Origin of the sequence: Burkholderia sp. Bp8994, assembly GCF_003853805.1 — a bacterium.
In the GTDB taxonomy this organism is placed as follows: Bacteria; Pseudomonadota; Gammaproteobacteria; order Burkholderiales; family Burkholderiaceae; genus Burkholderia.
The window spans coordinates 29,753-50,519 of the sequence record NZ_QTQH01000027.1; the positions used below are offsets into that span (position 1 = coordinate 29,753).

A 20,767-nucleotide genomic window follows, 5' to 3' on the forward strand; every position below is an offset into this window, starting at 1 on the left:
ACGCCATGAATACCCTGTCTACTCCCGTCGCGGGCGCGGTCCCGCTCGGCCGCGCGAAGGCCGATCGTTACTGGCTGCTCGTCGTGCCGCTGCTCGCGGTGCTGATCGTGCTGTACGTGTATCCGCTCGTGCGTGTGCTGTGGCTCGGCTTCACGGTGCCGGAGCCGGGCCTGCACAACTATGCGCGGCTGCTCGGCAATCACGGCGTGCATCGCGTGCTGTGGACCACGCTGCGCGTGTGCGCGGTCACGACCGTGTGTTCGGTCGCGCTCGGCTATGCGATTGCGTATGCGATGGCGCACGTCGGCCCGCGGCAACGGATGGCGCTGATGTTCGGGCTGCTCGTGCCGTTCTGGGCGTCGGTGCTGGTGCGCGCGTTCTCGTGGCTGTTCCTGCTCGGCGAGCAGGGGCTCGTCAACACGCTGCTGCTGCGCATCGGGCTGATCGACGCGCCGCTGCCGCTGATGCGCAACGAGGTCGGCGTCGTGATCGGGATGATCCACTTCATGATTCCGTACGCGGTGCTGCCGCTGTACGCGAACATGAAGGGCATCGATCCGCAGCTCGCGCGTGCCTCGCAGGGGCTCGGCGCGGGCGCGTTCGTCACGTTCCGCAAGGTGTATTTCCCGCAGACGCGACCGGGCATCGTCGGCGCGGCGATCCTCGTGTTCATCTTCTCGCTCGGCTTCTACGTGACGCCGGTGATACTCGGCGGCGGCCGCACCGTGATGATCGCCGAATACATCAGCACGCAGATCCTGCAGCTCGTGAACTGGGGCAGCGGGGCGGCGCTCGCGTCGCTGCTGCTGGCGTCGATCCTGGCCGCGCTCGCGCTGCTCGCGCGTTTCGTCGACCTGCGCGAGCTGTTCGGCGCGCGCTGACCCGAACGGAGGAGGTTCCGATGAACACCCGAATGACCGCAGGACGCGCGCTCGTGGTCGGTATCGCGTGGGCCGCGATCTTGTTCCTGATGCTGCCGCTGCTCGTGTCGGTGCCCGTCTCGCTGACGCCGAGCGACTACCTGTCGATGCCGGACGGCGCGCTGTCGCTGCGGCACTACCGCGTGCTGCTCGACGACGACGGCTGGGTGTCGAGCTTTCTGCAAAGCGGGCTGATCGCGCTGGTGTCGTCGGCGATCTCGGTCGCGCTCGGCACGCTGTGCGCGATCGGGCTGTGGAAAGTCGCGTCGCGGCGCGGCGAGTTCGTGCGCGGCGTGATCCTGTTCCCGCTGATCGTGCCGCCGATCGTGTCGGCGCTCGCGTTCTACCGGCTGTGGGGCGAACTCGGGATGCTCGACAGCTATCCCGCCGCGATCCTGTCGCACGTCGTGCTGTCGGTGCCCTACGTCGTGGTGGCGGTTTCGGCATCGCTCGCGACCGTCGGGCTGCGCATCGAGCAGGCATCGCGCAGCCTCGGTGCGAACGTCGCGCAGACGCTGCGCTACGTGATCCTGCCGTCGATCCGGCCGGGCGTGCTGTCGGCCGCGGTGTTCGCGTTCATCCTGTCGTGGGACGAGCTCGTCGTCACGCTGTTCATCTCGAGCCGGAACGTCTATACGCTGCCGCGCCGCATGTGGGACGGGATGCGCGAGAACGTCGATCCGGCGATCGCGTCGGTATCCACGCTTTTGCTCGTCGCGACCTGCGTCGCGATCGGCCTGTCGCTGCTGCGCAAGCGTGCGGCCGGATCCGTCTGAATCCAGCAGTTCAACGTTACGTCGCGGAGAAAACTCGCACCATGAAAGTCCTGATCGTTCACGCCCATCCCGAACCGCAGTCGTTCACGACGTCGATGCTGCACCGCGCGGTGAGCACGCTCGAAGCGCAGGGGCATACCGTGACGGTGTCCGACCTGTACGCGATGCAGTGGAATCCGGTCGCGAGCGCGGCCGATTTCGGCGTGCGCAAGAACCCCGACTATCTCGTCTACGCGCTGGAGCAGCGCGAGAACGTCGCCGCGCACGCGATCGCGCCGGACATTGCCGCGGAACTCGACAAGCTTGCCGCGTGCGACCTGCTGATCCTGAGCTTTCCGCTGTTCTGGTGCTCGGTGCCGGCGATCATGAAAGGCTGGATCGACCGCGTGCTCGTGTCGGGCAAGGTGTACGGCGGCGTGCGCTTCTACGATCGCGGCGGGATGCGCGGCAAGCGCGCGCTGCTTGCCTATACGTGCGGCGGCCGAGACTACATGTTCGGTGCGGACGGCGTGCACGGCGAAATGGACCTGATGCTGCGCCACGTGTTGCGCGGCACGCTCGGCTACGCGGGCTTCGACGTGCTGCCGTCGTTCGTCGGCTATCACGTGCCGTACATCGGCGACGCGGAGCGCGCGGCCGTGCTGGAACGCTACGACGCCTATCTCGCAGAAATCGACCGGCACGAACCGATGGCGTTTCCGACGCTCGACGATTTCGATGGCGACATGCGGCCGCGCGAACGCGCGCCGCAGGACGCCACGCAGGATTGATCACGCCCGGCCGCGTCGCCACCGCGCCGCTTATCCACCCGACCGCATGTGAGTTCGAGCGATGACCCTGACGTCGAGCGACGTGCTGCTGTTCCTGACCGGGCTCCTGACGCTGTTCTGTCCGCCCGTCGCGATCCCGATGTATGCGGCCGTCACCGGGCATTTTCCCGACGTGACACAGCGGCAGATCGCGTTCAGGCTGTTCGCGTGGATCGCGGCGCTGATGATCGGCGCGGTGTGGGGCGGCCAGTTCCTGTTGCGCATGCTCGGTCTCACGCTCGGTGCGCTGACGCTGACGGGCGGCCTCGTGCTGTGCCTGTGGTCGATTCCGATGATGCGCGGCACGGCGAACGACGAGCGCAGCGGCGGCGACACGCGGCTAGAGTATGCGCAATGGCGCAGCTACATCGCGGTGCCGCTGATCTTCCCGCTGTCGATCGGCAGCGCGGTGATGTCGCTCGTGATCACGACCGCGACGCGCTTTCATACGCCGGCCGACCTGCTGGCGCTGAGCGCGGCGTGCGTGCTGCACGCGGGCGTGATCGGGCTCACGTATGCGTGCTCGGCGTCGTGGTGCCGGCGGCTCGGCGAGATCGGCAGGACGCTGGTCGAGCGGCTGTCGGGCATCGTGCTGACCGCGATCGCGTTCCAGATGCTCGCGCAGGGCGTGCGCGAACTGTTGCCGGGGCTCGCGCATTGACGGCCTCACGGGGCCGCGCGCGATCCACCTCCTTACCCTGAACGATGGAAATCACATGAAAACAGTAGGCATGTACCTGGTCGACCTTCTCGCCGCCTACGGCGTCGACACGGTGTTCGGCATTCCCGGCGTGCATACGATCGAGCTGTACCGCGGGCTCGCCGGCAGCGCGCTGCGCCACGTGAGTGCGCGCCACGAGCAGGGCCTCGGCTTCATGGCGGACGGCTATGCGCGCGCGACCGGCAAGCCCGGCGTGTGTTTCGTGATCACCGGCCCCGGGATGACGAACATCGCGACGTCGATGGCGCAGGCGTATGCGGATTCGATTCCGATGCTGGTGATTTCGAGCGTCAACGCGTCCGGCGACATCGGCTCCGGCAACGGCCATCTGCACGAACTGCCGGACCAGCATGCGTTCGCGCAGAACATCGCCGCGTTCAGCTACACGGTGCCGCGCGCCGACGCGCTGCCGCAGGCGATCGCGCGCGCGTTCGCGGTGTTCTCGGGCGGCCGGCCGCGCCCCGTGCATCTGCAGATTCCGCTCGACGTGCTCGCGGCGCCGGCCGATGCATTGCCGCCGGTGACGGCCGTGCCGCCGCGCATCACGCCCGGCCCCGCATCGGCCGACGGCATCGACGCACTGCGTGCGAAGGCCGCCGCCGCGCGCGCGCCATTGATTCTCGCGGGCGGCGGCGCGCTCGACGCGGCCGCCGACGTGCGCTGGCTCGCGGAGACGCTCGACGCGCCGGTCGTGATGACGATCAACGGGCGCGGCGTGTTGCCGAGCGCGCATCCGCTTGGCGTGTCGTGGTCGGCGTCGGGCGACGCGGTGCGCGCGCTGATGCGCGACAGCGACCTGATCGTCGCGCTCGGCACCGAGCTCGGCCCGACCGATTACGACCTGTATGCGACGCGCAGCTTCTCGATGCCCGCGCCGCTCGTGCGGATCGACATCGATCCGCAGCAGCTGTGCCGCAATGCGGTGCCCGCGCTGCCGCTGCTCGGCGACGTCGGCGAAACGCTGCGCGCGCTGCGGCGCGTGTGGCCGGCCGATGAGCGGGCGCGCAGCGAAGGCCACGGCGATGGCGATGGCGTCGAGCGGGCGGCGGTGTGCCGTGCGGCGGCGCGGCAGGAACTCAACGACGAAATGCGGCGCGATCTCGCGCTGCTCGACAGTGTGCGCGACGCGCTGCCCGATGCGGCGCTCGTCGGCGATTCGACGCGGATCGTCTATGCGGGCAACGTCGGCTTCGCGGCGTCGCGTCCGCGCAGCTGGTTCAACGCGTCGGTCGGCTTCGGCTCGCTGGGCTACGGGCTGCCGGCCGCGGTCGGCGCGAGCCTCGGCGATGCATCGCGGCCGGTGGTCTGCCTCGCCGGCGACGGCGGGTTCCAGTACACGCTCGCCGAACTCGGCACCGCGGTGCAGCATCGCGCGCGCGTGATCGTCGTACTGCTGAACAACGGCGGTTACGGAGAGATCAAGCGTGCGATGGTCGACGGCGGCGTCGAGCCGGTCGGCGTGGATCTGCATACGCCCGATTTCGTCGCGCTCGCGCGCGCGTATGGATGGGGTGCGCAGCGAGTCGAAGAGGGTGCGTCGCTGGCCGGTGCGCTCGGCGAAGCGGCCGCGCACGACGCGCCGTACCTGATCGAGATTCGCGCGGCCTGAAAATGCGAACGGCCTCGCGATGCGAGGCCGTCGTGCCGGTTGCGGCGCGAGTGCGGCGCGAGTGCGCCGGCTTGCCGGCGAGGCGCGTTGCGTGCGTTACGCGCGCTTGCGCGCCGTCTTCGGCGGCGGCAGGAACGAATCGACGACGCGCAGGCAGCTCGTCAGCGCGTCTTCCGCGGTGAACGACGTGGGGTCGCGCGCGAGTTCGAGCCAGAAGCCGTCGATCACCGCCGTCACCGTCAGCGCGGCGAGCTCGCTGTCGACGGTGCCGCCGCGCACTTCCGCGATCTGGTCGAACAACTTCTTCAACGCCTGCCGGTAGCCGGCATACAGCTCCTTGTGCGCCTTGCGGATCACCGGATCGCTGTGCGCGACGCTCCAGAAGCCGAGCCAGACCTTCACGTTCTTCGGCGCGAACACCGGCGCGGCGAAACACACCTTGATGATCGCGTCGAGCTTGTCCTCGGGGCCCGTCGCGTTCGCGGCGGCCGCGCGCGACACGTCGAGCAGGTCGGCCGCGAGCCGCTTGTAGGTCTGCGCCATCAGCTCGTCTTTCGACTGGAAGTGATGGTTGATCAGCCCGCGCGACACCTTCGCTTCCGCGCAGATGCGGTCGATCGTGGTTTCCGAATAGCTGTAGCGCGCGATGCAGCGCATCGTCGCGTCGATGATCGATTGCTGCCGCACCGCGGGTGTTTCTCGGATGCCGCGGCTGCGGGTCTGAACCGGTGCGCTGCCAGAAGTCTTTTTCACGGGGTGACCTTACGGAATCGTCATGGCACCGATTATAGGGGAGTGTCGGACGCTTGTTCAATTACAGCGATGGAACCCGCGAAAACCCTTGCTTCCGGATTATTGAAATCTGTTGAACCCTTGTTCAACAGAGCCTATACTCGACTCCACATGAGGTTGGTCGGCCATTCAACAAGACGCCGCGATCCCGCGCGGGACGGGCGTGAGAATTCGACACAGGAGACAGCATGTTGGCGCGGGCGGAGAGCGTGAAGACGGCGGTCGAGGAGCGCGTGCAGGTGACGGACCTGCACAAGCGGTTCGGCGAGCTGGAGGTGTTGAAGGGCGTGTCGCTGAGCGCGCGCGAAGGCGAAGTGATCTCGCTGATCGGCGCGAGCGGCTCGGGCAAGAGCACGCTGCTTCGCTGCATCAACCTGCTCGAGACGCCGACCCGCGGGCGCATCGTCGTCGATGGCGAGGAGATCGGGCTGAAGCTCGACCGCAAGGGCCGCACCGTGCCGACCGATCCGCGCCAGGTCGAACGCATTCGCACGCGGCTCGGCATGGTGTTCCAGAGCTTCAATCTGTGGGCGCACCGCACGGTGCTCGAGAACGTGATCGAGATGCCCGTGCACGTGCTGCGCGAACCGCGCGCCGAAGCGCTCGCGCGCGCCGAGCAGCTGCTCGAACGCGTCGGCCTCGCCGACAAGCGCAACGTCTATCCGGCGTTCCTGTCCGGCGGCCAGCAGCAGCGTGTCGCGATCGCGCGCGCGCTCGCGATGCGGCCGAAAGTGATGCTGTTCGACGAGCCGACTTCCGCGCTCGATCCCGAACGCGTCGGCGAAGTGCTGAAGGTGATCCGCGATCTCGCGTGCGAAGGCCGCACGATGATCCTCGTCACGCACGAGATGGCATTCGCGCGCGACGTGTCGAACAAGGTGCTGTTCCTGCACGAGGGACGCGTCGAGGAGAGCGGCGCGCCGGCCGAGATCTTCGATGCGCCGCAGAGCGAACGCTGCCGCCAGTTCGTCAACGCGCACCGGCAACGTCACTGAACCGATGGCACGGCCCGCGCCTGCCTGCCTGCGCGGCCGGCCGCACCGATGCCGGCCACACCGATACCGGCCGTACCGATTTCGTATCTTTCCAGCCAGGAGTCCGACCATGAAGCGTGTCGTTCGCAGTCTGCTGTGCCTGTTGAGTCTCGTTCTCGCGGCGCTTGCGCCGTTCGGTTCCGCGCACGCGTCGCCGGGCGTGCTGCGCTTCGGCGTCGCCGCCGAGCCGTATCCGCCGTTCCTGATGAAAAGCCCGACCGGGCAGTGGAGCGGCTTCGAGGCCGACCTGATCCGCGCTGTGTGCGAGCAGATGAAGGCGAAGTGCGAGATCAAGGAAGTCGCGTGGGACGGCATCATCCCGGCGCTGCTCAGCGACAAGATCGACGTGATCTTCAACTCGATGTCGATCACGCCGGAACGCCAGAAGGTGATTGCGTTCTCGCGGCCGTACTACGAGACGCCGGGCACCTTCGTCGGCGCGAAGAACCAGAAGCTCACGCTGACGCCGGACGGCCTGAAGGGCAAGGTGATCGGCGTGCAGGGTTCGACCGCGAACGCCGAGTTCATCAAGATGGCGTACGGCAAGACGGCGACGGTGCGGCTCTACAACACGCAGGACGATTGCAACTCGGACCTCGTCGCGGGCCGCATCGACACGATGTATCTCGACCAGCTCGGCATTCTCGACTTCCTGAAGTCGAAGGACGGTGCGACGTTCGAGCTGAAAGGCCCCGGCAGCGTGAAGATGGATCCGGCGATCTTCGGCTACGGCGTCGGCGCGGGAATGCGCAAGGCCGATGCGCCGCTCAAGCAGCAGATGGACCAGGCGCTCGAGCAGCTGCATGCGTCGGGCAAGTACGCGCAGATCGCGAAGAAGTATTTCCCGATCGACCTCTGGCCGCACTGATCGCACGATTTCGCGCCGACGGGCGCCACGCACGGACGGAGGAGGCGGCATGGACGGTTGGGGATGGGTGAGCTACCTGGGCATGGACCCGGACGGCTGGGGCGTCGCGCTGCTGCAGGGCGCGGGCGTGACGCTCGAGATTTCGCTCGGCGCGTTCGTCGTCGGCATCGTGCTCGGGCTCCTGGGCGCGGTCGCGAAGCTGTCCGGCGTGCGCGCGTTCGAGCGGCTCGCGCAGGGCTACACGACGCTGTGCCGCGCGGTGCCCGAACTGCTGCTGATCCTGCTGCTCTACTACGCTGGCACCGACGCGATCAACCTGCTGATGACGGCGATCGGCGTCGGGCCGGTCGCGGTCAACGGCTTCGCGGCCGCGGTGATCGTGCTCGGCATCGTGCAGGGCGCGTATGCGGCCGAGATCATCCGCGGTGCGATCCTCGCGATCCCGTACGGGCAGATCGAAGCCGCGCGCGCGTTCGGCGCGCCGCCGGCGCTCGTGTTCCGCCGCGTGACGCTGCCCGCGATGGCACCGTATGCACTGGCCGGCTTCACGAACCTGTGGCTGATCCTCGTGAAGGACAGCGCGCTGATCAGCGTGGTCGGCTACAGCGAGCTGCTCTACACCGCGAAGCAGGCGGCCGGTTCGACGCGCGAGTACCTGCACTACTACCTGATGGTCGCGGCCGTGTATTTCGCGATCACGTCGCTGTCGGGCATGCTGTTCCGCGAGATCGAGCGGCGCTTCGGCCGCTGGATGCCCGCATCGTGACCCACGTCCCGCCTTTCCACGCATCTTTCGACCGAACCGGATCAATGTCATGGATCTGAGCGTACTGTCTTCCTACGGAGCGCTGCTGCTGCTCGGCGTGCTGACCACCGTCAAGCTGCTCGTCGTGTCGGCCGTATTCGGCTTCGGGCTCGCGATCGCCGTCGCGTTCGCGCGGCTGTCGGGCAATGCAGTCGTCGCGCGCGTGAGCAAGGCGTTCACCGAAGTGATCCGCGGCACGCCGCTGCTCGTGCAGATCTACCTGATCTACTATGGTGTCGGCTCGCTGTTCGCCGGCTGGCCCGCGCTGCGCGACAGCGTGCTGTGGCCGTTCCTGCGCGACGGCTTCTGGTATGTCGCGTTCGCGCTGGTGATCAGCGTCGGCGCGTACGTCGGCGAAGTGCTGCGCGCCGGGCTGCGCGGTGTGCCGAAGGGCGAGATCGAGGCCGCGCGCGCGATGGGGATGCGCCCGTCGATGATCGCGCGGCGCGTGTGGCTGCCGCGCGCGATCCAGATCCTGCTGCCGACGCTCGCGGGCGAGACGGTGATGCTGCTGAAATCGACCGCGCTCGCGTCGACGGTCGCGGTGATGGACGTGCTCGGCGCCGCGAACTACATCCGCGCGCAGACCTTGCGGACCTACGAGCCGCTGCTGGCGATCGCGGTGATCTACGTCGTGCTCGCGTTCGCGATCGAGCGCGCGTTCGGCCGGCTCGAGCGGCGTGTGCCGGTGCGCATGCCGCGTTGAACGAACCCTTGATGGCGCGGCGGCCGGGCGGGCGCCGCGCGCCGGAGAACACATGAACTATTCGAAGCTGGTCGAGCGCCTGCAGGGCAAGCGCACGACCGCCTGGGACATTCATTACGCGGCGCAGGCGGCCGTCGCGGCCGGCGAGCCGGCGATCGTGCTGAGCGTCGGCGATCCGGATTTCCCGACCCCCGACGTGATCGTCGAACGCGCGGTGACCGCGCTGCGCGGCGGCGATACGCACTACAGCGAAGTGCGCGGGCGCGCCGAGCTGCGCGCGGCGATCGCGCGCGAGCATGCGAAGGCGTGCGGGCAGGCGGTCGGCGCCGAGCACGTGATCGTGACGGCCGGCGCGCAGAACGCGCTGTTCGCGATGGCGCTGTGCCTGTGCGAGGCTGGCGACGAGGTGCTCGTGCCGGAGCCGATGTACCTCACGTACGAAGCCAGCGTGCGCGCGTCGGGCGCGACGCTCGTGCCGGTGCCGGTCGATGCGGCTCGCGGTTTTCATCTCGACGTCGACGCGCTCGCAGCGGCCGTGACGCCGCGCACGAAGGCGATCTTCTTCGCGACGCCGTGCAATCCGACCGGCGTCGTGATGCCGCGCGCCGATCTCGAACGGATCGCGCGGCTCGCATGCGAGCGCGACCTGTGGGTCGTGTCCGACGAGGTCTACGCGGAGCTGACGTTCGAGCGCGACATGGTCAGCATCGCGTCGCTCCCGGGGATGGCCGAGCGCACGGTGACGATCGGCAGCCTGTCGAAATCGCATGCGATGCCGGGCTGGCGGGTCGGCTGGGCGATCGGCCCGATCGAGCTGATCGAGCATGCGGAACGGCTCGCGCTGTGCATGCTGTACGGACTGCCCGGCTTCGTCCAGCAGGCGGCCGTGACCGCGCTCGACAACAAGGCCACGATCGTCGCCGACATGCGCGAGCTGTATCGGCGCCGCCGCGACCTCGCGTACGCGCGCCTGCGCGACGTCCCGGGGCTGCGCTGCCTGCTGCCGGAAGCCGGGATGTTCATGATGGTCGACGTGCGCGGCACGGGGCTGGATGCGAACGCTTTCACGTGGGGGCTGTTCCGCGCAAAGCAGGTCGCGCTGCTCGATGCGAGCGCGTTCGGCGAAACGGCGTCGGGCTTCGTGCGCTTCGGCTTCGTCGTCGACGATGCGAAGCTCGCCGACGCGTGCGAGCGCATCGCGGCATTCGTCGCAAGCCTCGGCGGGAACGCGCGCGGCGTCGTGATGCATATCCGGAACCGGAAGGAGGAGCGACGATGATCGAAACGCTGACGTGGCAGGTGCCGGGCGACGGCGGCCAGCCGCTCGCGATCCGCGCGTGGCGGCTGTCGGGCGGCGACGGGCCGCGCGTACTCCTGCAGGCCGGCGTGCATGCGGACGAGATCGCCGGCATGCTCGTGCTGCACCGGTTGCTGCCGCAACTTTGTGCGGCCCACGATCGCGGCGCGCTGCGCGGCACGGTGACGGTCGTGCCGCAGGCGAATCCGCTCGGGCTCGCGCAGTTCCGGCAAGGGCGGCTGCTCGGCCGCTTCCACGACGCGACGCACCGCAATTTCAACCGGCACTTTCACGAATCGGCTGCGGCGCGCCGGCCCGCGACGACGTTCGCCGCGTGGCAGCGCACGGTGTTCGACGCCGCGTGCGACGCCGACATTGTGCTCGATCTGCATACCGATTCCGAGGCGCTGCCGTACGTATACCTGCATCGCGATCTGTGGCCGGCCGGCCGCGATCTCGCGGCCGCGCTCGGCGTGGACGTCGCGATCCTGTGGGACGAGGACGACGACGGCGCGTTCGAAGGCGCGATTGCCGCGCACTGGGCGCGCAACGGCGGTTTGCGCGAGCGACTCGTCGCGACGATCGAACTGCGCGGCCAATCCGACGTGTCCGACACGCTCGCAGAACGCGATGCCGACGGCATCCTTGCGTTCCTGCGCGGCCGCGGCGTGATCGCGGAACCGGCCGGCGTGCGCGACTGGCATGGCGACGCCGTGCCGATCGCGCACATGGAAACCGTGCTCGCGCCGGTGTCGGGCGTGCTCGTGTACGAACGCGAACTCGGCGCGACGGTCGAGGCCGGCGAGCGCATCGCGCGGATCGTCGCGCTGCCGGGCGTGCCCGGCAGCGAGCACGTGCTGGTGGCGCCGCAAGCCGGGCGCATCGTCACGCGCAATCGCGAGCGGCTGGTCGCGCAGGGCGACGTCGCGTTGAAGCTGACCGGGTCGCGGCCGTCGGCAGGCTGGTCGGGCGGTGCGCTCGACCCGTGAGCGGCAATGATGCGGCCCGCCGGTCCGGCTCGCGCATGATCTCCGTTATCGCGCGTGAATGACTGCCCGAGCGATTCGATTCACGGATAATGCGCAAACGTTTCACCGGTATTCGGCCGGATTGAATTGCCGAATCGAGAATCGAAGAATAAATTTCCGGATGCGATTATTCCGCGCTGCCCGGCAAGCGGCCAGAGCCCAGATGCGCCGAAGGTTAACGGCTCATTCGCGGAAAACTTTAGGATTTTCCCGTCGCAATTAATCATTGCGATTTCCTCAACGGCCGATTGATTTTCAGTCATCGGACGGTCATACACCATCCCCGATAATTCGCCGCTCACATTCTTTCAATAGGCCAGAGCGCGATCGAAGCCGGATCGCTGCGGGGAGCTGTACTCATGACCATCCGTCATCGCATTACGCTGCTAGTCGTCCTGACGTTTTTCGCGTTGTCCGCGATCGGCGTGTACGCCGTGTACCAGACGCGCAAGAGCGCGTCCGAGGTGCGTCAGGTTACCCAGGGAATCGTGCCGAGCGCGCTCGCGTCGGCGGATCTCGTCGCCGACGTGAAGAACATCCAGATCGCGACGATGACGCTGGTGTACGCGCCCGACGCGAACACCGCCGCGCAGGCGCGCGACGAACTGAAGGCGAAGCAGGGTGCGCTGCGCGCCGCGCTCGACGCCCAGGCGAAATCGGCGGTCGGCCGCGCGCAGGAAGGCCTCGTCGCGCAGGCGAAGGACAGCGCCGCGAACTACTTCGCCGCGATCGACGACACCGTGAAGATGAAGACCGACGGCAAGCCCGAGATGGCGCAGGCGTACCTGTTCGCGAACGTCGCGCAGTATCGCGACGAACTCGAAAGCATCGTCGACACGCTGCGCGTCGAGAAGAACCGCCAGAAGGACGACGCGATCCGTGCGCTGAACGGCATGCTCGCGACGACGGCCACCGCGATCGCGGGGGTGGCGGGCACGGTGGTCGTGCTGCTGACCGCGCTCGGCTTCGTGCTGTATCGCCAGATCACGCGTCCGCTGATCGGGATGCAGACGGCGATGAGCGAGATCGCGACGAGCCAGGACTTCACGCGCCGCGTGCCGGTGGGCCGGATGGACGAGATCGGCCATTCGATCGTCGCGTTCAACGGGATGATCGAGAAGATCCAGGAGAACGCCGCGCAACTGAAGCAGAAGACGGCCGACATCCAGGCGATGCTGCAGAACATGCAGCAGGGGATCCTGACCGTCGTCGAAGGCGGGGTCGTGCATGCGGAGTATTCGGCTTACCTCGAAACCATCTTCGAAACGCACGACATCGCCGGCCGCGACCTGATGGCACTCGTGTTCGACGATTCGGGCATCGGTTCCGACGCGCGCTCGCAGGTCGACGCGGCCGTGCATGCGTGCCTCGGCGAGGACAGCATGAACTTCGCGTTCAACGAGCACCTGCTCGTCAACGAAGTCGCGAAGCGGATGCCGGACGGCCGCGAGAAATGGCTCGACCTGAGCTGGTCGGCGATCACCGACGAGACCGACACGGTCGTGCGGCTGATGCTGTGCGTGCGCGACGTGACGGAGATTCGCGAGCTGACCGCGCAGGCCGGCGAGCAGCAGCGCCGCCTCGAGATGATCGGCGAGATCCTGTCGATCAGCCAGGACAAGTTCCACGACTTCGTGCACAGCGCGAAGGGTTTCCTCAGCGAGAACGAGCGGATGATCCGCCAGCACGAACGCGCGGATCACTCGATCGTCGCGGCGCTGTTTCACAACATGCACACGATCAAGGGCAATGCGCGCACGTATAGCCTGCAGCACCTGACCAACATCGTGCACGAAGCGGAGCAGGCGTACGAATCGCTGCGCCGCGCCGACGGCGGCCCCGAGTGGAACCGCGATGCGCTGATGGACGACCTCGCCCGCGTGCGCGAGGCGGTCGACCGCTACGCGACGATCAACGCGGTCACGCTCGGCCGCCACGGCGAGGCGGCGCAGCATGGCGGCGCCGACTACCTGATGGTCGAGCGCGCGCATATCAGCGAGAGCCTGCGCATGCTCGACGGCGCCGACCCGGCGAACGCGGGCGACTGGCACGCGGCGCGCGATTCGGTGCGCCGCCTGTTGAGCCAGTTCGGCACGCAGGGCATCGGCGATGCGCTGGGCGGCGTGATCGAATCGCTGCCGTCGCTCGCGGCCGAACTCGGCAAGCCGGCGCCCGTCGTGCATATCGACAGCAACGGCCATCGCGTGCGCAGCGAGATCGGCGCGACGCTGACGAACGTGTTCATGCACCTGCTGCGCAACGCGATCGACCACGGCATCGAAACGTCCGACGAGCGTCGCGCGGCCGGCAAGGCGCCGGCCGGCAAGATCGACATCGCGGTCGACGTCGACGGCGAGGCACTGCGCTTCGTGCTCGCCGACGACGGCCGCGGCCTCGCGCTCGACCGGATTCGCGGGATCGCGCGCGAGCGCGGCTGGATCGACGCCGGCAACGAAGCCGGGTTGACCGACGAAGCCGTGGCCGAACTGATCTTCCGCCCGGGCTTCTCGACCGCGCGCGCGGTGACCGAGGTATCGGGGCGCGGCGTCGGGATGGACGCGGTGCGCAACTTCCTGAAGCGCGACGGCGGCGATATCGCGCTGCGCTTTACCGACGATCGCGTCGGCGCGTCGTATCGCGCGTTCGAGACGATCGTGTCGCTGCCGGCGCGTTTCGCGGCGGACGGTGCGGTCAACGGCGTGGCCAACGCTGCGGTGCGCGAAATCGGGCAGCCGGTGCACGCCGTGAACGTCGACGCAACGGAGTGATCGTGCAAGCGTGGATGATCCCGATCGGTGCCGCGCTGGCGGGCGGCCTCGTGGTCGCGGCGATCGCCGCGTTCGCGTGGCGCATCGCACGCGCGCGGCACGTTGCCGCGCTGACGCGCGAAGCGGACGCGTTGCGCGCCGCGCTCGGCGCGGCCGATGCGCGGGCCGACGAAGCCGCGGCCGCACATGCGGAAGCCGCACGGGCATGGACGCGCCGCGAAACGGAACTCGAGGAAACGCGGGCGCGCGAGGCGGCCGGCACCGGCGAGCAGCGCGACGCGCTGCAGGCGCTCGCGGCCGAGCGCGCCGCGCTGTCGCAGCACGCGGCGAAGCTCGCCGAAGAGGCCGCGCGCCTGCGCGGGCTGGCCGGCACGTTCGAGCGCTGGCACGAGCAGATGATCTCGCTGACCACGCAGAACCAGGACATGCGCACGAAGAACCAGGAGCTGTCGGCGATCGTCGCGCACGTGTCGATCGTCTCGCTGAACGCATCGATCGAGGCCGCGCGCGCGGGCGCCGCGGGACGCGGCTTCTCGATCGTCGCGAGCGAGGTGCGCGGGCTTGCCGCGCGCTCGCAGCAACTGTCGAACAGCTATCGCGACAGCCTGAACCGCAACGATCTCGTGACGGCCGCGACGTTCCAGGACATCCAGGCCGGCGGCAAGATGATCACGGCCGCGCTCGCGACGGTCGAGACGCTGGCGGGGCAGCTGCATGCGCGGCTCGAAGGAGCGGCGGCGTGATCAGCGCGCAGGCCCGCGCCGGTTTCGAGCGGATCTTCTTCGATGCGGCGCGCACGCGGCTCGCGTCCGGCGGCGCGTGCGAGATCCGGCCGGCTGCCGACGACGCACATGGTGCGTCACATGACCCATCCCGCACGAAGTCGCGCGCGATGCCGAAGATCGCGGAACACGTCGCAGTGCTGACGATCTCGGCGCTGCATTTCCGGCTGCTGCTCGCGCTGCGTTTTCGGGACGACGAACCGACGCGCCGCCATTTCGCTGCGGCGGCGCCCGGCGCGAGCGCGCAGCGGCCGCTGCCCGAAGCGTTCATGGAAGTCGCGAACCTGTGCTGCGGCGCGATCAACCAGGCGCTGACCGTGCCGTTCCCCGATCTCGGGATGTCGACGCCTTACCTGCTGAGCGGCGCGAGCATCGACTACCTGCAGGCGCTGAATCCCGGCCACGTGGCCGCGTACGACGTGACGCTCGACGGCGACGTGCGGATCGGCGCGACGCTGTGCGTGTGCGCGAACGCGCCGGTCGATTTCCACGTGTCGGAAGCGGCGAGCGTGGACACGGGCGGCGAGCTCGAACTGTTTTGACCGATTGCGAGGACTCCGCGACATGACCGTAGACCAACCCGTCAGCAAGGTGCTCGTGCTCGACGACAGCCGCGCGCATGCGGCGACGCTCAAGCGCTTCTGCGACGAGCACAACCTGGTCGGCCTGACCGTGCGGCGCAACCGGCTGCTGAAGGTGCTGCGCTCGAACATCGATCTCGGCGCGATCCTGCTCGCCGAGGACTACGGCGGCTCGCCGGACGAAAGCGCGATCGTCGCGACGCAGATCGATGCGCTGCGCCCCGAGCTGCCGATCATCCTGCGCCGCATGTCGAATGCAGGGGACGCGTCGCGCGACGGGCTGCCCGATGCGCTCGCACGCGTCGCGTGCGCGGCCTACGTCGCCGACGACCTGACGCCGCTCAAGCGCGCGATCGACGAGTACCTGTTCGGCCGCGACTACCCGAACGCACTGGTGCGCGGCATCGCGGAGATCACCGAGGCGCGGCTCGACAGCCTGTTCCCGGGCATGACGATCGAGCGCGACACGCCGTGCATCGTGCGCGACCAGATCATCTTCGGCGAGGTGTTCAGCCTGATCGCGCTGGAAAGCGCATGGTGCCGCGGCTACATGCTGCTGCAGACGAGCGAGCAGCCGCTGCTCGACATGATCGGCGGCACGCGCGACGACGGCCGGGCACCCGATTTCCGCGACGTGAACAGCGTGCTCGGCGAGCTGACCAACCTCGTGTGGGGCGCGTTCAAGAACCGCTATCTCGGCGACGCGGAGGCCCTTGCGCGCCATCCGGTGCAGGTGCCGCTCGTCGTCAATCACAAGCAGAAGTTCATTTCGTTCGGCGGCGACTGTCCGCAGCTCTGTTTCAAGTACCGGATGACCGACCCCGCATCGGGGCGGTCGGTGCGGCTCGACCAGCGTTTCGTGTTCAGCCTGAGCTGGTCGCCGGAGGATTTCCGCGAATCTGTGCAGGACGTGGGGCCAATGGTGGAAGCGGGCGAACTCGAACTGTTTTGAATGTTGAAGTCGGCAACGACGAAAGGGGAAGACGGCATGGCAAAGATTCTGGTGGTCGACGATTCGGGCACGGTGCGCGACGAAGTCGCGGGTTTCCTGCGCAATCACGGGCTCGACGTCGCGACGGCGGTGGACGGCAAGGACGGGCTCGCGAAGCTCAAGGCGACACCCGGCGTGCGTCTCGTGATCAGCGACGTGAACATGCCGAACATGGATGGCCTGACGATGGTCGAGAAGATCCGCGGCGAGCTGGCGAACACGTCGGTCAACGTGGTGATGCTGACGACCGAAAGCAGCCCGGCGATGAAGGAGCGCGGCAAGGCCGCCGGCGTGAAGGGCTGGATCGTGAAGCCGTTCAAGGGCGATGCGGTGCTCGACGCGCTGAAGAAGCTCGCGGGCTGAGCCGATATTCGGCGGGAGCGGGCCCGATACCGGTTGCGTGTTCGAGTTTGCGATTCGGGACGCGCGACCGCTGCGTCGCCGGTTGCAACGGGATGTTCGCAGGCGAGCATGCCGGGTACGCGCAGGGCGGTGCGATCTGCATTCAGGGCGGCGCGACGGTCGAAATTCGCGATGTGCGCTCCTGCACGCGGCCCTGACCACGCACGCGAGTGGCGCGCCGCCCGATTCCCGCGAACGTCTGCTGCGCCGGCGGTCCGTCCGCTTCGCTGGACGTCGCGCGCAAACTGGAGGACGATTCGTGATCATGTCGATCGCGAATCCGGACGCGTGTTGCCCGTGCCGCCGGTTCGCGTCCGATCGAACCCCATCGAGCGGAGCATCATGGAACCCATTCACGAGACAGCCGAGCCGATCCTGCTGAGCGAGGCCCACGACGGCGTCGTCACGCTGCGGCTGAACCGGCCGCAACAGTTCAACGCGTTGTCGGAGGCGATGCTGGCGAGCCTGCAGGACGCGTTCGATTCGCTGGCCGCCGATCCGCACGTGCGCTGTGTCGTGCTCGCCGCGCAGGGCAAGGCATTCTGCGCGGGCCACGACCTGCGGCAGATGCGCGGCAAGCCCGAACTCGATTATTACCGCACACTGTTCGCGCAATGCAGCCGCGTGATGCTCGCGATGCGCGCGCTGCCGGTGCCGGTGATCGCGCGCGTGCAGGGCATCGCGACGGCGGCCGGCTGCCAGCTCGTCGCCGCGTGCGACCTCGCCGTGGCGGCCGACACCGCGCGCTTCGCGGTGTCGGGTATCAACGTCGGGCTGTTCTGTTCGACGCCCGCCGTTGCGTTGAGCCGCAACGTGTCGGCGAAGCGCGCGTTCGACATGCTCGTCACCGGGCGTTTCATCGATGCGGCGACGGCCGCCGCGTGGGGGCTCGTCAACGAGGCCGTGCCCGAGGATGCGCTCGACGCGGCCGTCGCGCGCAAGGTCGCGGAGATCGTCGCGAAGAGCCCGGCGGCGGTGCGCTACGGCAAGCAGATGTTCTACCGGCAGCGAGAACTGCCGCTGGACGACGCATACGCTTTTGCGGGCGACGTGATGGCGCGCAACATGATGGAAGAGGACGCCGGCGAGGGGATCGATGCGTTCCTCGAGAAGCGCAAGCCGACGTGGCGTGAGTAGTTCGTAGTTCGTAGTGTGTGGCGCCCGTGGACCGGTTGCGCGCTGCGTCCCGCCTGTGCTTCGCCGTCGGTACATGCGGCAAAAGCAGGCCGCAAAAGCAGACCGCACAAAACAAGCGGACCGCCCGACGCGGCCCGCAAGCGGATTCCGAGCGTCCGGATGCGCAGCGACCCGCGAGCGTGCCGCCGCATCCGCGCCCCGGTTATCGCCCGTAGCTGCCCGTGCGCGGCGCCGGCTGCACCGTCGACGCGCCGGACGGCACGACCACGACCGGCACGCGGCGCGCGAGCGCGCACATCAGCTCGTAGCCGATCGTGCCGCTGGCTTCCGCGACGTCGTCGACCTTCACCTGATCGCCCCACAGCTCGACGCTCGAGCCGATGCCCGCGTCCGGGCACGGCGTCAGATCGACGGTCAGCATGTCCATCGACACGCGGCCGACGACGCGCGTCATCACGCCGTCCACCGCGATCGGCGTGCCGGTCGGCGCGTGGCGCGGATAGCCGTCCGCATAGCCGCACGCGACGACGCCGATCCGCATCGCCTGGTCGGCGGTGAAGCGGCGGCCGTAGCCGACCGTTTCTTCCGGCGCGAGCGTCTGCACGCCGATGATCTTGCTGGTCAGCGTCATCGCGGCCATCAGCGGCGTGTCGGCGATATGCCGCGACGCGCCGGTCGGTGACGCGCCATACAGGATCGTGCCAGGCCGAACCCAGTCGCGATGCGCGCGCGGATGCCACAGCACGGCCGCCGAATTCGATGTCGAGCGCTCGCCCGGAATCCCGGCGGTGGCCGCATCGAACTGCTCGAGCTGCCAGTCGACTTCGCCTTCGTCGGCGTTTGCGAAATGCATCATCAGCGTGATCTTGCCGATCGACGGCGCGGCCGCGGCGCGCTCCCACGCGGCACGGAATGCGTGGGGCCGGTAGCCGAGCCGGTTCATCCCGGAGTTCATCTTCAGCTGGATGTCGATCGGTTGCCGAGGCTTCGCGGCGATCAGCAGGTCGAGCTGCGCGTCGCAGTGCACGGCCACCGTCAGCCGGTAACGATCGGCCAGTTCGACGTCGGCCGGCTCGAAGATGCCTTCGAGTAGCAGCACCGGCTTGTCCCAGCCGAGTTCCCGCACACGCACGGCTTCGTCGAGATCGAGCAGCGCGATGCCGTCGGCGGCCGCGAGGCCCGGGTAGATCCGCTCGATCCCGTGACCGTAGGCGTTGGCCTTGATCACGGCCCATACGCGCGATTGCGCGGCGGTGCGGCGGATGAAGTCGAGGTTGTGGCGGACGGCGTCGGGACGGATATGGGCGACGATGGGACGGGGCATGGGCGGGCTCGGGTCGAAAGTCGTTCGGTACGCGCGCGGGGGCGCGGGTCAGCGGCCGGTGCGTTGCGCACCCAGCCAGTGTTGAGCGCTATCTTATTGGTGTTCGACCAGTTTTAATTAACGTATTTGTCGGCGATTTGGTGGAATTTTTTGTGCCGGACCCATGTCGACACGGCCTTCGCCAGCCTGCCTTGCCGAGTCTCCCCTCCAGAAAACCGGTGCGCGAACGGCGCGGCGCAGTGCCAAGCGCTACGTGCCCCTGTCATTGATCGATGTGCTGTTCTTCGCGAAGCCGTGACGCCGCAACGGACTGCCGACACGCGCGCCGGCATCCGGATGCGGGCGCGCTACGCACCGCCCGCGTCGCGCGCGTGACTGTCGTTGGATGCGGGTGCAACGATCTTCGCGCGCTGGAGCGGCGGGGCATCGGCTTCGCGGCGCAGGAACGCGATCAACGGATCGAGCAACCGGTGCCGTGCCGACGGATTGCGGCGCAGCACGAAGCGCCACGACGCATCGCGCTCGAGGCCCGGCACCAGCGGCACCAGGCGGCCGCTGCGCAGTTCGGGCTCGATCAGCGGCACACGGCCGAGCGCAATGCCCGCGCCGCCCACCGCCGCGCCGATCACCTGGCTGAAACTGCTGTAACGGACGATCTTCGTCTCGAAGTCGTCCGGCAGGCCGAAGTGCACGGCCCAGTTGCGCCAGTCGATCTCGGGGCTGTCCTCGTGCATCTCCTGCAGCAGCCGCGAGCGGCACACGTACCCGGATGCGTACGGGAACAGCTCGGGGCTGCACACCGGGAACACGGTTTCCCGCATCAGGATGTCGTCGTCGGCGCGCAGCCGGTGCGCGGGCACGTGCACGATCGCGAGATCGACGCCGCTGCGCGCGAAATCCGGTTCGTCGTCGACCACGATGGCATGCAGCGGCGTGTCGGGATGAAGCGACGAAAATTCCGCGAGACGGCGCGCGAGCCACATCGACGAAAACGGCGCGTTGGCGGACACCGTCAGCCGTTGCGCGGTGGTGCCGCGAATCTCGGCGCACGCGTCGGTCAGCTTCGACAGCGCATCGCTGACGGCCGGCAGCAGGCGGGCGCCCGCTTGCGTGAGGCCGATGCCGCCGAGCCCCGTGCTGCGTTCGAGCAGGCGGGCACCCAGCGATTCCTCGAGCGCGCGGATCTGGTGACTGATCGCGCTCGTCGACACGTTCAGCTCGGCCGCCGCGCGCGCGAACCCGCCGAGGCGGACGGCCGCCTCGAAAGCACGCAGCGCGCTGAGGGGAGGGAGGTGCGACATGCGGGGTATTGTAGTTGACTCAACACCCGTTGAAAAATCATCTTTTGCCGCGCGTCGGGGGGGCGGGTAGCCTTGGTCCGGTCAATCGAATCGCAACGAAAAACCGACCGGAGGGC

21 protein-coding genes are annotated in these 20,767 nt (G+C 68.3%); 17 read left to right on the forward strand and 4 right to left on the reverse strand.

The window, feature by feature from the left end:
• The first annotated feature begins 5 nt into the window (after nucleotides 1–5).
• The 5 genes from DIE04_RS26115 to DIE04_RS26135 all read left to right on the forward strand — a co-directional run bounded on the left by DIE04_RS26115 (nucleotide 6) and on the right by DIE04_RS26135 (nucleotide 4,835).
• On the forward strand, nucleotides 6–881 hold the full coding sequence (locus tag DIE04_RS26115; RefSeq protein WP_124488860.1) for an ABC transporter permease: 876 nt from the start codon (nucleotides 6–8) through the stop codon (nucleotides 879–881).
• A 20-nt stretch (nucleotides 882–901) separates the two neighbouring features.
• Nucleotides 902–1,696: an ABC transporter permease gene (locus DIE04_RS26120; RefSeq protein ID WP_124488859.1), complete on the forward strand. Its 795-nt coding sequence runs from the start codon at nucleotides 902–904 to the stop codon at nucleotides 1,694–1,696.
• A 41-nt stretch (nucleotides 1,697–1,737) separates the two neighbouring features.
• Nucleotides 1,738–2,466, forward strand: coding sequence for an NAD(P)H-dependent oxidoreductase (locus DIE04_RS26125; RefSeq protein ID WP_124523802.1), 729 nt, complete (start codon nucleotides 1,738–1,740; stop codon nucleotides 2,464–2,466).
• Between the two features lie 61 nt (nucleotides 2,467–2,527).
• Nucleotides 2,528–3,166: a MarC family protein gene (locus DIE04_RS26130; RefSeq protein WP_124523801.1), complete on the forward strand. Its 639-nt coding sequence runs from the start codon at nucleotides 2,528–2,530 to the stop codon at nucleotides 3,164–3,166.
• A 55-nt stretch (nucleotides 3,167–3,221) separates the two neighbouring features.
• Complete coding sequence (locus DIE04_RS26135) at nucleotides 3,222–4,835, forward strand: 5-guanidino-2-oxopentanoate decarboxylase (protein ID WP_124523800.1); 1,614 nt, start codon at nucleotides 3,222–3,224, stop codon at nucleotides 4,833–4,835.
• Between the two features lie 96 nt (nucleotides 4,836–4,931).
• On the opposite strand, the gene DIE04_RS26140 is transcribed toward DIE04_RS26135, so the two are convergent.
• Nucleotides 4,932–5,588, reverse strand: coding sequence for a TetR family transcriptional regulator C-terminal domain-containing protein (locus DIE04_RS26140; RefSeq protein ID WP_260426299.1), 657 nt, complete (start codon nucleotides 5,586–5,588; stop codon nucleotides 4,932–4,934).
• Between the two features lie 248 nt (nucleotides 5,589–5,836).
• Between DIE04_RS26140 and DIE04_RS26145 the strand changes: the two genes are divergently transcribed.
• From DIE04_RS26145 to DIE04_RS26170, 6 genes are all read left to right on the forward strand, one after another.
• The gene (locus DIE04_RS26145; protein ID WP_409333460.1) at nucleotides 5,837–6,622 is read left to right on the forward strand and encodes an ABC transporter ATP-binding protein; all 786 of its coding nucleotides are present in this window, start codon (nucleotides 5,837–5,839) and stop codon (nucleotides 6,620–6,622) included.
• Nucleotides 6,623–6,731: 109 nt separating this feature from the next.
• Nucleotides 6,732–7,529, forward strand: coding sequence for a transporter substrate-binding domain-containing protein (locus tag DIE04_RS26150; protein WP_124488854.1), 798 nt, complete (start codon nucleotides 6,732–6,734; stop codon nucleotides 7,527–7,529).
• A gap of 49 nt (nucleotides 7,530–7,578) precedes the next feature.
• On the forward strand, nucleotides 7,579–8,295 hold the full coding sequence (locus tag DIE04_RS26155; protein WP_044843934.1) for an ABC transporter permease: 717 nt from the start codon (nucleotides 7,579–7,581) through the stop codon (nucleotides 8,293–8,295).
• 49 nt (nucleotides 8,296–8,344) lie between these two features.
• Nucleotides 8,345–9,040: an ABC transporter permease gene (locus tag DIE04_RS26160; RefSeq protein WP_124523798.1), complete on the forward strand. Its 696-nt coding sequence runs from the start codon at nucleotides 8,345–8,347 to the stop codon at nucleotides 9,038–9,040.
• Nucleotides 9,041–9,092: 52 nt separating this feature from the next.
• Nucleotides 9,093–10,319 (forward strand): pyridoxal phosphate-dependent aminotransferase, encoded by a 1,227-nt coding sequence (locus DIE04_RS26165; RefSeq protein ID WP_124523797.1) that lies wholly within the window; start codon nucleotides 9,093–9,095, stop codon nucleotides 10,317–10,319.
• Nucleotides 10,316–11,326, forward strand: coding sequence for a succinylglutamate desuccinylase/aspartoacylase family protein (locus DIE04_RS26170; RefSeq protein ID WP_124523796.1), 1,011 nt, complete (start codon nucleotides 10,316–10,318; stop codon nucleotides 11,324–11,326). Before DIE04_RS26165 ends, DIE04_RS26170 begins: the two co-directional genes overlap by 4 nt.
• A gap of 80 nt (nucleotides 11,327–11,406) precedes the next feature.
• On the opposite strand, the gene DIE04_RS26175 is transcribed toward DIE04_RS26170, so the two are convergent.
• Nucleotides 11,407–11,628, reverse strand: coding sequence for a hypothetical protein (locus DIE04_RS26175; RefSeq protein ID WP_124522942.1), 222 nt, complete (start codon nucleotides 11,626–11,628; stop codon nucleotides 11,407–11,409).
• Nucleotides 11,629–11,724: 96 nt separating this feature from the next.
• On the opposite strand from DIE04_RS26175, the gene DIE04_RS26180 reads away from it, so the two are divergent.
• The 6 genes from DIE04_RS26180 to DIE04_RS26205 all read left to right on the forward strand — a co-directional run bounded on the left by DIE04_RS26180 (nucleotide 11,725) and on the right by DIE04_RS26205 (nucleotide 18,026).
• Nucleotides 11,725–14,133: an ATP-binding protein gene (locus tag DIE04_RS26180; RefSeq protein ID WP_124523794.1), complete on the forward strand. Its 2,409-nt coding sequence runs from the start codon at nucleotides 11,725–11,727 to the stop codon at nucleotides 14,131–14,133.
• Between the two features lie 2 nt (nucleotides 14,134–14,135).
• Nucleotides 14,136–14,876, forward strand: a complete 741-nt coding sequence (locus tag DIE04_RS26185) for a methyl-accepting chemotaxis protein (RefSeq protein WP_124522938.1) — start codon at nucleotides 14,136–14,138, stop codon at nucleotides 14,874–14,876.
• Entirely contained in the window at nucleotides 14,873–15,457 is a 585-nt protein-coding gene (locus tag DIE04_RS26190) for a hypothetical protein (RefSeq protein WP_124522936.1), read from the forward strand. Before DIE04_RS26185 ends, DIE04_RS26190 begins: the two co-directional genes overlap by 4 nt.
• Nucleotides 15,458–15,479: 22 nt before the next feature.
• Complete coding sequence (locus tag DIE04_RS26195) at nucleotides 15,480–16,448, forward strand: chemotaxis protein CheX (protein ID WP_044843940.1); 969 nt, start codon at nucleotides 15,480–15,482, stop codon at nucleotides 16,446–16,448.
• A 36-nt stretch (nucleotides 16,449–16,484) separates the two neighbouring features.
• Nucleotides 16,485–16,850 carry a response regulator gene (locus DIE04_RS26200; protein WP_006765703.1) on the forward strand — a complete coding sequence of 122 codons (366 nt, stop codon included), beginning with the start codon at nucleotides 16,485–16,487 and terminating at the stop codon, nucleotides 16,848–16,850.
• Between the two features lie 381 nt (nucleotides 16,851–17,231).
• Nucleotides 17,232–18,026 carry an enoyl-CoA hydratase gene (locus DIE04_RS26205; protein WP_124522934.1) on the forward strand — a complete coding sequence of 265 codons (795 nt, stop codon included), beginning with the start codon at nucleotides 17,232–17,234 and terminating at the stop codon, nucleotides 18,024–18,026.
• Nucleotides 18,027–18,228: 202 nt separating this feature from the next.
• Here the strand turns inward: DIE04_RS26205 and alr are convergent, their stop codons facing one another.
• Both alr and DIE04_RS26215 read right to left on the reverse strand, forming a co-directional pair.
• Nucleotides 18,229–19,350: an alanine racemase gene (alr, locus tag DIE04_RS26210; protein WP_124522932.1), complete on the reverse strand. Its 1,122-nt coding sequence runs from the start codon at nucleotides 19,348–19,350 to the stop codon at nucleotides 18,229–18,231.
• A gap of 347 nt (nucleotides 19,351–19,697) precedes the next feature.
• The gene (locus DIE04_RS26215) at nucleotides 19,698–20,651 is read right to left on the reverse strand and encodes a LysR family transcriptional regulator (RefSeq protein WP_124522930.1); all 954 of its coding nucleotides are present in this window, start codon (nucleotides 20,649–20,651) and stop codon (nucleotides 19,698–19,700) included.
• Nucleotides 20,652–20,767: the final 116 nt, after the last annotated feature.